The organism is uncultured Nonlabens sp. (genome assembly GCF_947495285.1).
Taxonomy (GTDB): domain Bacteria; phylum Bacteroidota; class Bacteroidia; order Flavobacteriales; family Flavobacteriaceae; genus Nonlabens.
This window is the reverse complement of sequence record NZ_CANLXZ010000001.1, coordinates 83,206-99,443: the sequence shown is the minus strand read 5'-3', so window position 1 is coordinate 99,443 and position 16,238 is coordinate 83,206. Positions and strand designations below refer to the sequence as shown.

11 protein-coding genes are annotated in these 16,238 nt (G+C 36.2%); 1 reads left to right on the top strand and 10 read right to left on the bottom strand.

Annotation, left to right across the window (positions count from 1 at the left end; translation table 11 throughout):
* Positions 1 to 41: 41 nt before the first annotated feature.
* The 10 genes from Q0838_RS00435 to Q0838_RS00390 all read right to left on the bottom strand — a co-directional run bounded on the left by Q0838_RS00435 (position 42) and on the right by Q0838_RS00390 (position 13,162).
* A complete protein-coding gene (locus Q0838_RS00435) occupies positions 42 to 662 on the bottom strand; it encodes a DUF2064 domain-containing protein (protein WP_298950081.1) in 621 nt (206 codons plus the stop codon).
* A gap of 87 nt (positions 663 to 749) precedes the next feature.
* Positions 750 to 1,718: an arsenosugar biosynthesis arsenite methyltransferase ArsM gene (gene arsM, locus Q0838_RS00430; RefSeq protein WP_298950079.1), complete on the bottom strand. Its 969-nt coding sequence runs from the start codon at positions 1,716 to 1,718 to the stop codon at positions 750 to 752.
* Between the two features lie 59 nt (positions 1,719 to 1,777).
* Positions 1,778 to 2,842, bottom strand: coding sequence for an arsenosugar biosynthesis radical SAM (seleno)protein ArsS (arsS, locus tag Q0838_RS00425; RefSeq protein WP_298950077.1), 1,065 nt, complete (start codon positions 2,840 to 2,842; stop codon positions 1,778 to 1,780).
* Between the two features lie 325 nt (positions 2,843 to 3,167).
* A complete protein-coding gene (locus Q0838_RS00420) occupies positions 3,168 to 3,503 on the bottom strand; it encodes an arsenosugar biosynthesis-associated peroxidase-like protein (protein ID WP_015361600.1) in 336 nt (111 codons plus the stop codon).
* Between the two features lie 141 nt (positions 3,504 to 3,644).
* Entirely contained in the window at positions 3,645 to 5,072 is a 1,428-nt protein-coding gene (locus Q0838_RS00415) for an alpha-amylase family glycosyl hydrolase (protein WP_298950067.1), read from the bottom strand.
* Positions 5,073 to 5,144: 72 nt separating this feature from the next.
* Complete coding sequence (locus Q0838_RS00410) at positions 5,145 to 7,502, bottom strand: alpha-amylase family glycosyl hydrolase (RefSeq protein WP_298950064.1); 2,358 nt, start codon at positions 7,500 to 7,502, stop codon at positions 5,145 to 5,147.
* A gap of 175 nt (positions 7,503 to 7,677) precedes the next feature.
* Positions 7,678 to 9,981 (bottom strand): glycoside hydrolase family 65 protein, encoded by a 2,304-nt coding sequence (locus Q0838_RS00405; protein WP_298950062.1) that lies wholly within the window; start codon positions 9,979 to 9,981, stop codon positions 7,678 to 7,680.
* The gene (gene pgmB / locus Q0838_RS00400) at positions 9,978 to 10,640 is read right to left on the bottom strand and encodes a beta-phosphoglucomutase (RefSeq protein ID WP_298950059.1); all 663 of its coding nucleotides are present in this window, start codon (positions 10,638 to 10,640) and stop codon (positions 9,978 to 9,980) included. The genes Q0838_RS00405 and pgmB overlap by 4 nt, the downstream gene beginning before the upstream one ends.
* On the bottom strand, positions 10,633 to 12,018 hold the full coding sequence (locus tag Q0838_RS00395; RefSeq protein WP_298950055.1) for an MFS transporter: 1,386 nt from the start codon (positions 12,016 to 12,018) through the stop codon (positions 10,633 to 10,635). The genes pgmB and Q0838_RS00395 overlap by 8 nt, the downstream gene beginning before the upstream one ends.
* A gap of 124 nt (positions 12,019 to 12,142) precedes the next feature.
* Complete coding sequence (locus Q0838_RS00390) at positions 12,143 to 13,162, bottom strand: LacI family DNA-binding transcriptional regulator (RefSeq protein ID WP_298950052.1); 1,020 nt, start codon at positions 13,160 to 13,162, stop codon at positions 12,143 to 12,145.
* Between the two features lie 191 nt (positions 13,163 to 13,353).
* Between Q0838_RS00390 and Q0838_RS00385 the strand changes: the two genes are divergently transcribed.
* A complete protein-coding gene (locus Q0838_RS00385) occupies positions 13,354 to 16,233 on the top strand; it encodes a SusC/RagA family TonB-linked outer membrane protein (protein WP_298950049.1) in 2,880 nt (959 codons plus the stop codon).
* Positions 16,234 to 16,238 lie beyond the last annotated feature (5 nt).

Genomic DNA, 16,238 nt, shown 5'->3' with positions numbered 1-16,238 from the left:
AAATATGGAAATCAAATGGCTTTATGCCGCTACTTTAAAGTTTAGGCAGCTACTGGTGATCCTTTATTTAAATGCTGTTTCAAAGAGATAGAAACAGTTTGATGTGTGTATAATTTGTAGATATTCAGCTTATGCAAAAGCGTACTAATCAATAATCTAATTAATCTATTGCGAGCATCTTTACCTGCAAGAAAGTTTTCTAGATCTTCTTGTGTATCAATATCGGCAAGTGGCTGTAATACCTTTAATTCACGGTTTTGTGCTGCAATGAAATCATGAAAAGCAATCGCAAGAAGAGAAGACTGCCATGGTAAAGCTTTAAAAGCTGCCACATCAAAGTTATCTTTTTGTAAACCTATTAAATAAAGACCTCCATCAAAGGATTTCCCTTTTACCGCTTTGCCTTTATTTAAAGCAATTGCAGCAGCATTAATAAGTTGAGCGGTAAGTAAAGGCGTGTCGTTACCTAGACAAATAACAGATGTGTACCCTTTATTAAAAACATCTTGAACAGAATTTGAAAAGCGTTCTCCAAATCCTAAACCGCGCTGTTCGTTCTCTGTAAAATGATAATAGTCTATTCCAGTTTCTTCTACTGTTTTACGCACATTTTGATTAAGCACATCCATAAGGTCGCTGTTGTGAGCAAGCGGTTTATGCAATGCGTCTTGCTTTGCTGTTTGTGCAAAGAGAAGAATAGCTGTATTTGAATACTGTTTTTTGATAGCTACTTTGTTATTTTTGAGAATTTAGCAACATCCACCACCATCGTAATGAAAGGTAGATTCACTGAAGTAGATATCATCACGCCCTAAATCTTTGAGTGCTTGAGCTGTTTTATCACAAACGGCTAGTGGCTGATTTTGTACTAACACATGACCATTACCGTCATCAAACTGACGGTCTTCTCCATAATAAATGGCCGCTTTTCCTGTAAATATACAAGGGCCATCTTCTGGCATAGGATCTTTTATTGCAGCAACTTCAATGGATTCTATATAAATTAACTCTTCTGTAGGATAATGTTTAGGATCTAAAATACGGTATGGCTTTCTAGCTCTTATTTCGATAGTTCCAAAACCGACATCAGTTAATGCTTTTACATATTTATTTATAGGTAACGAACCGCTTAAACACAATGCTCTTAGACGATCATCATTTCTTAAGGTGTCATTCATTTCCTGCTCACAAGTAGGATCGCTCATTACCAGACGACCGTGTGGTTTTAAAACTCGGTACATTTCTTCAATGGCTTTCTTTAAGTCTTCTTCTTTAAAAATGTTAAAAAGGCAGTTTTGAGCTGCTACATCTATAGAATTATCCTCTACCGGTAAATGAAGTGCATCACCTTTGTAGAGTTCTACAAACTCACTTTTAAACCAATCGTTCTCGTCCTCAGCAATTTTAAAATTTTTACGGGAAGCTTCTAACATTTCTGGAACTACATCGACACCTACTACGCCACCTTTTTGTCGAGAGAAATATGCAAATTGTAATAACTCCATGCCGCCACCTACTCCTACATAAAGTGTGCGTGGACTGTTCCCCAAATCACGAGCATGAACCGTAGAACCACAACCGTAATTCATCTCTTGCATGATTTTAGGAATTTTGAGACCTGGTAATTCCCAAACCGGATTTGTGGTACAACACAAACCTACATCTGGAACTAATGCGGCATCTCTATATAATTCTTCTGTGGCATTTAAGTAACTCATATATTTTTTTTACAATCTCGCTTTAGCGTAATCATTAATTACAATAAATTATTCTGATTTTATGCGGTAACCCCTTGACAACTGCTTCCTGCTCCAGCCGTACAGCCATAACAATGTTGTGAAATCTGTATATTACGATCGTTTAATAGATCTTCATTATAATCTTTAATATGCTGGATTTTGTTATCTACTTTCAAATCTAACATCTGGTTAAAATCACAATCATACAACCAGCCATCCCAAGAAATAGAAATCGTATTCTTACACATAACTCCTTCAACTGCTGCTGGGTTATAGGCTTCTACAAGGGCATACATGTAGTCCTCATAATTCTCACTAGCTACTAAGTAATCTAGAAAACGAGCAATAGGTAAATTTGTAATAGCAAATAAACTATGAAAGTGAATCCCAAAATCTTCTAATAGGGCAGCTTTCATTTCTTTTTCCATACTTGCTTGATCACCTGGCAGGTAAGCCCCACTAGGATTATAAACTAAATCTAGTCTAAGGTCACTGTCTGGCATACCATAACCGCGTTCATTGAGTTCTTGTAACGCTTTAATCGATTTATCAAAAACACCATCGCCACGTTGTTTATCTGTTTTACCTTTGGTCCAATGTGGCATTGAAGAGACGACGTGAATATTGTGTTTCTTAAAGAAGTCTGGCAGGCTGTAGTACTTAGGATTTGCTCTAATAATAGTTAAATTAGAACGTACAATAAAATCTTTTATTCCAGCCTCAGCAGCTTGTTCTACAAACCATCTGAAATCTGGATTCATCTCTGGCGCTCCACCAGTAAGATCTAAGGTGTGGGCTCCTGTTGTTTTTATTACATCAAGAATTTGTCCCATTGTCTCACGCGTCATGATCTCCTTACGATCTGGACCAGCATCTACATGACAGTGTGCACAAACTTGATTACACATATAACCTACGTTTACCTGCAGAATCTCTAAGGTGTTAGGTCTCAATGGTAATTCACCTATTTCTTTGATCTTTTTTGCAAACGATGGTAACTCACCACTAGCAAATGGTTCTCCATTGAGAATTTCCATTTGTTTATTAATATTTGCTAAGTCACTTTCTCTTTTCTTAAGAGAGGTTTTTGTGTTTACCGCCATTGTAATGGTGTGTTTTATCTTTTAATTTAGATACATAAAAAATGTACCTAAGGCATTGCATATATAGTTAAAATTTCTCACAAAATTGTCACCTAATAAGAATGAGATTTTCTACAAACCCTAAATATAGCGGTTTATGGCAAGAAGAAATTCTAAGGTAATCTCCTACCATTACTGGTTTACAAGGCTAGAAGAATCTACATCGCGTGCCGAATTACAGATTATCAAAAAAATATTTACGAATAATAAATCCTAGATAAATCGTTAAAACTAATTTCTAATATATACCACTTCTATGCTTTTGCTCAAGCAAAAACGTAAGCTGCTACATTTCTAATTTGTTAACTTTATTCATCATTTGAACACCATGCACTAATGTAGCGCCTCCTTGAATAGCACCAGCAACATGAACTGCTTCCATCATTTCTTCTTTGGTAATCCCTCTTTTTAAACCATCACTTGTATAAGCATCAATGCAATAAGGACAATGAACCGTATGAGAAACTGCTAACGCAATTAGAGATTTTTCTCTTGCAGTTAATGCGCCTTCTTCAAAAACTTTACCGTAATAATCAAAGAATTTTTCTCCTAATTCTTCACTCCACTCTGTTATTTTACCGAATTTTTTCAAATCCTTTGGGTCGTAATATGTCTTTTGCATTTTGCTGGTTTTAATGAAACGTGAAATTACTATTTACTTATCAAATAAATTATTAAAAAGTACCAAATGATTTAATAGCTTATATAAAAAGCACTACTACAGGTAAATAAAGGACTTTAAAAACTTCATGCACTCCTTTTTTTATTTATCTAATCTCAAAATACGATATCCATATGGAGTAAAATCAAGTGAATCTCCTTCTTTAAAATTAACACTACCACCGCGTATAACATCAGTTAATTTACCAGACATACCCTTTATATGTATAATCTCTATCTGTGCAGATAAATTTGCGATAAAATAAACAACATCTCCACTTTTCTCTCTCTTAATAGCATAAACACTATTATCTTTATTTGTTTCTAATCGTGTATAACTGGCAGCGTTTTTACCACCATTAAGTGCGGCATTAGTATTTTTTAACTCACCTAATTTTTTCAAAAGATCCCAAGTATTACCTTTAATTTTAGGAATTGTATCTTTTTCAAAGAATTTTAATCGGTAATCCATATCGTATTCTTGACCAGAATAAATTAATGGCATTCCAGGAATCATGTAAGAAAAGGCCAGCATGGTTTCTGCTTTGTTGCCCATACGTTCTTTTACCGACCCATTCCAGGAGTTCTCATCATGATTAGTAATGAAATTCATCAAAATATCGTCTTCTTGATAATCATTCTCGTTACGACTCATGTATTCATCCCATTTTTCAACACTAGTTTCTCCTGTGGCCAGTTGATTCATTAAATGGTGACCTTCCCAGTTGTATCCCATATCAAAGGCTTCTTTAAAAAGATCTTTCTTTTCACTTTCTGCTAGCATAAAAAGTGATTTTTGACTTTCTAGTTTCTTTGTTGCATAATTCCAAAACTCTGTAGGCACTTCATGAGCTACATCACAACGGAAACCATCAACATCATACTCTTTCACCCAGTGACTCATAGCTCCTGTCATGGCTTCCCATAAATCAGTATTATCATAATTCAAATCTGCAGTGTCCGTCCAGTCTGTTCCAGCTGGATGCATCATTTTTCCGTTAGCGTCTTTAGTATAGAAATCTGGATGAGCATCGATCCATACATTATCCCACCCAGTATGGTTTGCGACCCAATCAAGAATGACATATAATCCATTATCATGAGCCGTTTTTATGAGGTTCTTTAAATCTTCTGGAGTTCCTAGATCTGGATTCACCTCTTTATAGTCTGCAACCGCATAGTAACTGCCTAAATATTTCTCTCTTTCTTTAGGGTCCTCAATATCCTCTACCATTAAGTCCGATTTTGCTTTTCTATTCTTTTCTGAAATAGGAAAAACAGGCATTAACCAGATTACCTTAACACCTAGCTCTTTAAGTTCTGGAATATCTTTGGTAAACTCATTGAATGTCCCTTCTGGAGAATACTGTCTTATGTTTGCCTCATAAATCACAGCATTTTCTAAGTCTTGATCCTGGATAGGAGAGTATTCTTTAACCACGCTATTTTCTGCAAGTATGGGTTCTTTGTCCTCTTTCTTACAGGCTAATAATATGGTAATGGCGAGTAATCCTAAAATATATTTTTTCATTTAACTTGTATTTTATAGGTAGTTGATTCTCTTGGTCTTATGCTCCGCTCTTAAAAGTCGGATTTCTATATCTTATTTTGAAATTTTATTTTGAATGATTACAAAATTACCAGGTCGTATCTGAATATTCTTATCAGTTATTATGGCATTTATTGCGGTTCCGCTTTCGCGAAAGCGTGCATTATTCAATCCCAAATTAAGTATTAAAGAATTCTCATTAAAAAACACCTTTGTACTCTCATTAAAATAATGACGTTCTATACCTAACAAACCGTTCTCCTCCATAATGACCTGTGTCGCACCATAGATTAAGGACATGGAATTGCGTCTGAGATGAACTAATTCCTGAACTAATTCTCGCAAGTTTTGTTCCCGAGTAGAAAGGTCGTTAAACTTCATCATCCTGCGATTATCAGGATCATTTGCCCCTATAGAACCGTACTCATCACCGTAGTATATAACCGGCACACCTGGCATGGTCATATTGAATGCTTGCAGCATACCTAGTCTATCAAATGCAGTAGAATCACTCATGACTATTTCTCGAGTCCAGCCAGCTTTCTTTGCATCTTCATTAAATTTTACATCGCCACTTGCATAGCTTATGAATCTAGCACGATCTTGATTTCCTGAGATATTACCCATTAAATGGTGGTGACCGTAATATTCTAGACCTTTTTTAAGAGTCTCGGTGAGGTTTGAGTAGCTTCCATCCGCTACTGCAAAAGCGGAAACAGCAGCATCATATTGATTAAAATCAAACTGTGCATCAAGCATTCCTGTACTCACATAGCTTCTTATCAGATCATAAGAACCATATGTTTCTCCTATCTGATAAATAGGTCTATCGGTATTATTGCGTACTTTTTGAGTCAGTGTTCTCCAGTATTCTTCGGGCACATGCTTCGTAGCATCATGACGGAAACCGTCTAGCTTATACTCAGTAACCCAGTACAGAGCGCTATCGGTCATTTTTTCTACTACTTCTGGTTGTGTGAAATCTAATGTAGGTAAAAAGATGTCAAACCAGGTGGTTAATCGATGGTCGTCCCATCGCTCTGTATTTAAACTTCCATCTTCTAGATACAAATCTGTAGCCCATTCTGGATGTTGCTTGTATAATGGATGTTCTTCATGAACGTGATTTGCTACATAATCTAGAATCACGTTCATATCGCGCTTATGAGCCTCTTCAATGATTTCTTTTAAAATCTTCTCATCTCCAAATCTGTAGTCTACTTGAGTATTTGAAATAGGCCAGTAACCGTGATAACCGCTAAATTTTGTTTTAGGCTCTGGCCACAGACCATAAGCACCTTCTGGGTTTTGAGTAATAGGCGATAACCATACCGTGTTGATTCCTAATTCTTCAAAATAACCGTCTTTTATCTTTGCCAAAACACCTGCTAGATCACCACCCATATAATTGGCTTTAGGTAAAATTTCTGGATCGTTTACAGGTTTTGTATTGCTTTTATCACCATCAAGAAAACGATCTACCATCATAAAGTACAACACCTGATTATGAAAATCATTTCTAGCAAGTTGCGATGGGTCTTTTACCACCTGACCATTTTGTACCGGAATCAATAAATCGTTAGTACGACCATTTTTATCACTTGCATAAACTCTAACGAGTTGTGTTGTTGAAATACGATTTGAAAAATCTTTTTCTGGTAGGTTTACCGTGTAGGTATTATCATTTTTGCTTTTTACAGCTTCTACGAGTTGGTTTTCGTACAGAACAACTACGTTTTCTAAACTTCCTGATGTTTTAAAAGTGAATCCTTTGTCTAATATTTCTCCGTAGGACAGTTGTGCTGGATTTGCTTTACGGCTTACATCTAATAAACGATTAAAGCCACCCATTCCATTGCTTATTGCATCTGGTTCATTTCCTGTTAGTTGTTCTTCTTGATTCCCTTCTATAAATATGTATTGAAATTTACCTTGTGAAACTGTTGCGTTATAAACAATCTTACCGTCCACTACTTCCATAATTTCTGGCTTCCAATTAGTAAACTCTCCTTTAATTTTTACATTTTTAAACCTTCCTTTATATGGAATTTGAATTTGTTTGCTGTTACTCTTATAAACTGGGATGTCATTTCTGATTCCGTCTGTCCATAACGTTATATGACATAGGAACGGTGCATCATCTTTAAGTATAAAAGATTTCATGTTTTCATCAGGAGTTTTATTCTCTACAAAACGGATACCCCTAGAAAAAGTTATAGTATCCAGATTTGATTCCTTTGACAAATAATCAGAAACTAAAAACTCTGTTTTATTAAGACCAGAAGAAGCATAAATAGGTGTTGTCATCACCTCTATAACACTAGTTCTAGTATCTAGGGTAGTTTTTTCTTTGTCGTTATTATCGCAACTTATTGTAAGAATTGCGATATATAGGAGGAGTAGTTTTTTCATTTCACTTTATTTAATATTTATTGCATCGCAAACACCCTTTGTCCTGTAGATATTCTCCTCAATGGAAAACTTTAAACTAACAACTCTATATAATTTACCTCACAAGTATTGTAAACCTGTGAGGTAAATTAGTGAATCACCCGACGCAATTACACTCTAGTACTAGCTTCAAGGCCTAGGCATTTGCCATTTGAGGCTGTAAAGTAATGTGCTCGCCATTAAGGATAATATCTTGAGCTTTTTCACCTTCTAGGCTTACTTGTGCACCAGTTTTAGTTACTTGTACGTCGAGAATCTGATTTCTAAAGTTGATTTTAAAACTGAAACCATTCCATTGCTCAGGTAGTTTAGTAGTAAAACTAGGCTTATTATCAATGATTTGTAAACCACCGAAACCTTCTACAATACTCATCCAGGTTCCAGCCATACTGGTAATGTGGCAACCTTCTTCTACCTCTTTATTATAGTCGTCTAGATCTAGCCTTGATGTTCTTAAATAAAAATCATATGCCTGATCCATACGGTCTAACTTTGCTGCCTGTATACTGTGAACACATGGAGAAAGTGAGCTTTCATGAACGGTTAATGGTTCGTAAAAATCAAAATGTTTTTCTAATTGTTCTTTTGTAAAATGATCTTCAAAGAAATAGAAACCTTGTAATACGTCTGCTTGTTTAATGTAACAACTTCTTAGAATACGATCCCAAGACCATTTCTGGTTGATAGGTCTGTGAACTGGAGAAAGATCGTTTACTGGAATGATTTCTTTATCTAAGAATCCATCTTGTTGTAAATAAATGCCTAGTTCTTCATCAAAAGGTTCATACATATTATTAGCAACGTCTAACCATGCAGTGACCTCACGATCTGTAAGGTTAGTTTTTGCTATAATTCTATCGTAATCTAATTTATGATTCTCTTTTACTTTATTGATATTATCTACTGCATAGTTGATACACCATTTTGCTAGGTAGTTCGTATACCAGTTATTATTAACGTTATTCTCATACTCATTAGGACCGGTTACACCTAGTATCATGTATTTTTTTGCATGTTGAGAGAAGGTCGCACGTTGATGCCAGAATTTTGCAATAGCGATGATCACTTCAAGTCCCATTTCTGGAATGTAGCTGTAATCTCCTGTATATCTAACGTAGTTATAAATGGCAAAAACCATCGCGCCGTTGCGGTGTATTTCTTCAAAGGTGATTTCCCACTCGTTGTGAGATTCTTCTCCATTCATGGTAACCATAGGATATAGAGCAGCTCCAGAAGAAAATCCTAGTTTCCCAGCATTTTCAACGGCCTTGTCTAGCTGCTCATATCTATATCTTAATAAATTACGTGCTACCTGTTGATCTTTGGTAGCCATGTAGAATGGTATACAATAAGCCTCTGTATCCCAATAGGTAGAACCTCCATATTTCTCTCCTGTAAATCCTTTAGGACCTATGTTAAGACGAGAATCTTTACCTGAGTATGTTTGATTCAATTGAAAGATATTAAAACGTATGCCTTGCTGTGCTTTAGGATCACCGTCTATAGTAATATCTGCCATGGCCCAAATTTGCGCCCATGAATTTGCCTGCAATTTAAGCAAACTTTCATAACCTAGCTCTGTTGCTTTCTGTAAAACTGATTTTGCTGCAGAAAAAAGTTCAGAATGTTCATGATTAAGGCTAGAAGTATACCCAGCATACTTTCTTAGGGTTACGCTTTCGCCTTGAGCGATATCACAAGCCGCTTTATGTCGTATGACGGTATCATTTTTATCAAAGTGCTGTGCATATTGCACGTGCTCTCCATTAATAATGAGCTCAGATTGCATGAAGGTACCAACATAGAAGTTAGTCTTATTAGTACGGCTGCGCACAAATGCCTGATGCTCATCTGTAATGAGTTCTTCTACTTCCCAGAAAGCGTCATCCCAATTAGTATCTTCATTAGTAATTCCCGCATCCACGTAGGGTTGAAAAGATAATTTCATATCACCTTTTACCGCAGTTACTTGATAGTTAATCACGGCTAGTTCATCTATTTCTAGACTCATGAATCTTCTTGCGACTACTTTTATGACCTTGTTTTGAGAAAGATGCGCTGTAAAAGATCGCTCGTACCAGCCTTCTTTCATATTCAACTCGCGACGATAGTCTGTCACCTCCTGAATTGTGGCTAAGTCTAATTCCTCTCCATCTATAAAAACGTCTATACCTATAAAGTTAGGTGCGTTTAATACTTTGGCAAAATATTCTGGATATCCATTCTTCCACCAGCCTACTCTAGTCTTATCTGGATAATAAACTCCGGCAACGTAACTTCCTTGAAACGTATCACCTGAATATTTTTCTTCAAAATTTGCTCTTTGTCCCATTGCACCGTTACCGATGGAAAATAGGCTTTCGCTGGACTCAACTTGTGATGGCCTCCATCCTTCTTCAATTACAGACCACGCGTTTGGTATAATATACTCTTGATTCATTTCTTCTTACTTAATAATGTATTGATATAATTTTGTGGCATATCTGTAAAGTGTGCAAAAACCTCGTCTGCTGCTTTTAATATGGAGGACTCTCCTAGTCCTATGGATATCATTCCTGCAGTATTTGCTGCTTGTACCCCTGCCACACTGTCCTCAAAAACGATACTGTTTTGTGCAACATAGCCTAATTGATCACAAGCACTTAAAAAGACTTCGGGATCTGGTTTTGCTTTAGTGACATTAGTTCCATCTACTATTACATCAAATAGATCATAAATACCTAGTTTCTTTAAAATAGGACGGGCATTTTTACTAGCACTACCTAAGGCTATAGGCTGTTCTTGTTTCTTTAATTCTAGAAGAAAGTCGTGTACACCAGGCATTATGTCTGACGTGTCTAAGGTTTTTATAAGATCTAGATATTCCGTGTTTTTCTGATCCATTTTGGATTGAAAAACATCTGGAGAGATTTTTTTATTTCCCCACTCCAGAATTTTCTTTAAAGAATTTACTCTAGAAACTCCTTTAAGTTGTTCGTTTTCTTCTTCTGTAAAATTGATATCTAGAGATGTTGCAAGACGCTGCCATGCGATAAAGTGAAATTTTGCAGTGTCTACTATAACACCATCTAGGTCAAATATGAAAGCTTTTTTAATCATCTAATTCTTGAATTTGATAAGTGATAGCGTTTTTATCGGTTATTAAGAAATTACTTACACCTGCTAGAACTAGTGCTATACCTGCAACAGTCATGGCATGAATAGCACCATCACCTAATAAACTAGAGGTCCAATTAACACCACCTAAAGCGGCAATAATTTGAGGAATTACAATAAACATATTAAAGATACCCATCATTAATCCCATCTGTTTAGGATTAACACTACTGGACAACATCGCATAGGGCATGGATAAAATACTACCCCATGCTATACCTATTAAGGTGAACGATAATATTAACATAGTAGGGTCTGTGATGTAATTCATCATTAAAAATCCTAATCCACCAGCGATAAGACATGTCATGTGGACATATTTTCTATTAATTCTTCTACGAGAAGTATATAAGGTAAGTAGTAATGCAAACACCATAGAAGAGAGACCATAGATTCCCATATAACCACCCACGCTATTTGCAGCTTTTTGATATGCGGTATTTTGTGTATCAAAAGCAGCCGACTCTATCGCGTCTGACATATCAAACATACTAGCAATAGGTGCAGGTGCCTCAAAAACAGACTCTGTTAATGCTGGTGTTGCAAGGCTCCACATCGTAAAAAAAGCAAACCAAGAGAAAAACTGTACCACACCTAGTTTAATCATAGTGGGTGGTATGAGAGAATAAGACTTTGAAATACTTTCCATCATCCCTGCGTCATCATTTTCAGTCTCTCCATTGTATTTTTCCATCTCTTGAGGCGAGTATTCTTTTGTTTTAAAAACCGTCCATAAAATGGTAATTAAAAACACAAAAGCCCCTATTGCAAAGGCAACTTTTACAGATGGCGGTATAACTCCTGCAGGCGCTTCGTCAGAAACACCTAACATAGATACTAGCGCAGGCAGTGAACTAGCAATAAATGTACCGATACCTATTATGAGGGTTTGCATTACAAAACCATAGGAACGTTGAGAATCTGGCAACTTATCTGCAACTAGAGCTCTAAATGGCTCCATAGAAATATTAATAGACGCATCTAGGATCCATAAAAAGCCTGCTGCCATCCATAAAGCAGATGAGTACGGGACAAAAAACAAAGCAATAGAGCTAAGAATAGCACCTACTAGGAAATAAGGTCTTCTTCTACCTAATCGAGAAGACCAGGTTCTATCACTTAAAAAACCTATAATAGGTTGAACCAACAGACCGGTTAACGGTGCCGCTATCCACAGTAGCGGGATTTCATCCTTTACTGCACCAAGGGTTTGAAAAATACGTGACATGAATCCGCCTTGTAGGGCGAAACCAAACTGAATACCGAGAAATCCGAAACTCATGTTCCAGATATCCCAGAAACCTAACTTAGGTTTTTGCATATCGTTATCTTTTTTTTAATGACGATAAGCCTTATGACTTATCAAAACTTATTGTGTACGAAGAAGGTAAGTTTCGATCCTATGTTAAAAGTTAATCTCTTAACAAGATGGTAAATTTATATAATTAAGGTGTCGATTCTCTCTCTACTAGAGAAGTTTTTACGATAACGGTTTCGTAACTTTCATTATCAAGATGCTTAGACTCTAACTTTTCAATCAGTTTTGCAGCAGCGATACCGCCCATCTCTTCTCCTTGTTGACCTATGGTCGTTAATGTAGGACTAGCATATTTAGATAAAATACCGTCTGTAAATGCCACTATCGCAACGTCTTTTGGGATATTTTTACCAGCTTTTTGTAGCGCCTTACTAGCTGTAACGGCAAATAACTCATTTACCGCGACTAAAGAGTCAAAATCATTTTCTAATACAAAATCTTCTATTGCATCCTCGCAATTATCAATATCCTCTATTTTTAAAAACTGATGATTTTCTACGTCAAAGCCACGCTGTTGTAATGCTTCTTTAAAACCTTGAGAGCGTAACCTACCTACATTCACATAGTCAACCGTACTTATGATACCTAGCTTATTCCTACCTTTTCTCAATAAGAACTCAGCTGCTTCATGACCTGCAGCCACATCGTCTATGACTACCTTATCACATGGTATATCATTACACACACGGTCGAACATGACTATAGGCATACCCTGATTAGTCACTTCTCTCAAATGATGAAAATCTTGTTTTTCCATCGTTTCCTTAGACAGACTCATAATAAAGCCATCTATACTACCATTAGCTAGCATTTCCATATTTACCACTTCCTTATCAAAACTCTCACCAGATAATGTAATAATAACCTGGTAACCTTTTTTGTTTGCCACACGTTCCACTCCCGAAATGACCGTTGCAAAAAAATAATGAACTATTTCTGGAATAATAACACCTATTTTTTTTGTTTTCTGATTTTTGAGGCTTAACGCAATACTATTAGGTTTATAATTGAATTTTTTAGCATAATTTTTGATCCTATCTCGAGTCTCTATACTTATTTCATGAGAATCTCTTAAGGCCTTCGACACTGTTGATACAGAAACTTTTAAGTCCTTTGAAATTTTTTTTAACGTAATTTTTTGAGGCATTATAATTTATATTAGGAGCAATTAACTGTTTCGCTTTCGCGAAAGTGAAGATAATATAAATAAATAATAAACGAGTATCGAAAACGTTTTCGTAGAATATTGTTACGAAAACGTTTTCATAACCTTTAGTTTACATAATTTAGCCGTCGTGTAAGAAGAAGACATTATTAATTTTTAACTAAATCAAAAAAATGAATCAAAAATTAAAAACAGTTCTACTGTTATTTTTACTACCATTTTTTGCATTTGCGCAAAGCGTCATTACTGGTACAGTACTAGAATCTAACGGTCTACCAGCCTTAGGAGCAACTGTATCTGTAAAAGGCACATCAAATGGTACATCGACAGACTTTGATGGAAAGTACACATTAAATAATGTACCTAGCGATGCCGTAATCCTATTTTCTTTTGTGGGCTATACTACACAAGAGATCCCATTTAATGGACAAAGCTCTATTAATGTGACACTAGTAGAAGACGCATCAGAACTAGACACCATCGTTCTTATAGGTTATGGTAGCACTACAAAAGCTAATGTTACCGCAGCTCAAACTACAATAAAAACTAAAGAGTTTAACAAAGGTGCCATCACTTCTCCTGGAGAATTGATATCTGGAAAAGTTGCCGGTGTACAGGTGACCGCTGCATCTGGTCGTCCTGGTGATGGACCGACTATCAGAGTACGTCCAGGATCAACGTTAGGAGGAAATCAAGATGCGCTTTATGTAGTTGATGGCGTACCGCTAGATCAACGTAACGCGAGTCTTAACTCTATTAATCCTGCTGACATTGAATCTTTTACAATATTAAAAGATGCGAGTGCAACTGCTATTTATGGTAACAGAGCCTCTAATGGTGTTGTTCTTATAACAACTAAGAAAGCTAAAATGAGTAGCGATCTTAAATTGAAATATGACGTTCAATTTGCTGTGAACCAAGTTCAAAATTATGCTGAAGTACTAACGGCAGATGAATTTAGACAGTTAGTAGCAGATCAAGGAAGAGACGTTTCTATTTTAGGAGATGCAAACACTGACTGGCAAAATGAAATCTATCGCAACGGTACTAGAGCTATTCATAACTTTACTGCTGAGAAAGGATATGAAAATACTTCTATCAGAGCTTCTCTAGGCTATACAAATGAGCATGGAACCTTAATAAGATCTGGTTATGAAAGAGCTACATTAGGATTAAACATAAGACAAAATTTCTTAGATGGAGATCTTAAACTAGCTCTTACATCGCAGTTAGCTCAAGAAGAGTTAAGAAGAGCAGACGAAGGAGCTGTAGGTTCTGCCGTTGTATTTGATCCGACCCAGCCTGTTTTTAATAACACAGGAGCATTTGGAGGCTTTTTTGAATATACTGAAGGAGGTTTACCGACTACCAATGTACCACGTAATCCACTAGGTTTATTAAACAGTTTAGATTCTCAGTTAGATAATAAACAAGCAAGATTTAATCTTAATGCTATCTACAACATTAAACAAGTGGAAGGTTTAAAGTTTACCGGTAATGCTGGTATCGATTACAATGAATTTGATGCTTATTCAATAAGAGATTTTAATTCTGGAGCAGGCGCTAGAGGGAATAACCGTGACTTTGATTTTGGATTTAGAAGAAATCAATTAGTTGATGGACGTTTTGAATACAAAAAATCTTTAGAAGCACTAAGTACTGATATGGATCTTGCTTTAGGAGGAAGTTATCAAGATTTCACCAGAGAAAGTAGCGGTCGTGAGTCGCGAAACAATCAATTACAAGACAAAAACCTTGCTATAGACGACTCTTCATTGGTGACTGCTTTTGCAAGAGCATCTTTTGACATCAATAATCTATTAGTTGTTTCAGGAAGTGCCTCTCGTAACGGTAGCTCAAGATTCTCAGAAAATAACAGATGGGCAAATTTTTATGGTGCAAGTGCCGCAATAAAATTAACTAATACTAATTTTGTCCAAAACAGCGGTTTCTTATCTCAATTGAAATTAAGAGGAGGTTTTGGTCAAACAGGTCAGCAAGATATCGATGCTTCATTTGCATTCTTATCAGTTTTCACTCCAGGTCAACCACAAGCGGCAGTCCTATTCGGTAATGAATTTGTTACCACTATACGTCCAGAAGGCTCCATAGACTTAAAATGGGAAACAACAGATCAGTGGAATGCTGGTATAGACTTAGGATTCTTTGAAGATCGTATTACAGGTAGTGTAGACGCTTTCTATAGAGAAACTAAAGACTTACTACTATTTGCACCACTACCTGCAGGTGCATTAGAAAATGGTAGTCTACAGAATGCTGGTTCTACTTTGAGCCGAGGAATTGAAGCAAGCATTTCTACAAAAATCATTCAGGGAGAGAATATAAACTGGACCTTATCTGCAAATGCCACGGTACAAGAGATAGAAATTACTGATCTCGCTGGTGCAGACAACTCGCCTCGACAGGTAGGTGGTATTTCTGGAGGAACTGGTAATACTATTCAGGAATGGGCAGTAGGTTCTGACCCTACTACTTTTCATGTTTTCCGTCAAGTATATGATCAAGAAGGTAATCCTTTAGATGGCGTTTATGTAGATACTAACGGAGATAATGTGATTAATGATGCTGATAGAGTAAGGTACAAAAAAGCAAATCATGATGTTTACTTTGGTTTCACCTCTAACTTTAACTACAAGAATTTTGATATGAACTTTACTCTTAGAGGAGCTGCTGGTGGTTACAACTATAATAACGTGGCTTCTAATGGAGCAAACTTATCACAGATATTCAACTCTCTTAATCCAGATGTATACAACAATACTCCTGTTAGCTTCTTAGATACACAATTTACTAATCAGGAATTCTTTTCTGATTACTATATTCAAAAAGCAGACTTTATTAAATTAGATAACATATCGTTAGGTTATACTTTCCCTGGCGACAAAGTTGATGTAAGAGCCTCCATTACAGGAACTAATTTATTTACCATTACCGATTATGATGGTGTAGATCCTGAAGTGTTTGGTGGAATAGATAATAACCTTTTCCCTCGTAACAGAGGTCTGATCTTTGGATTAGGATTTAATTTTTAAAAAAC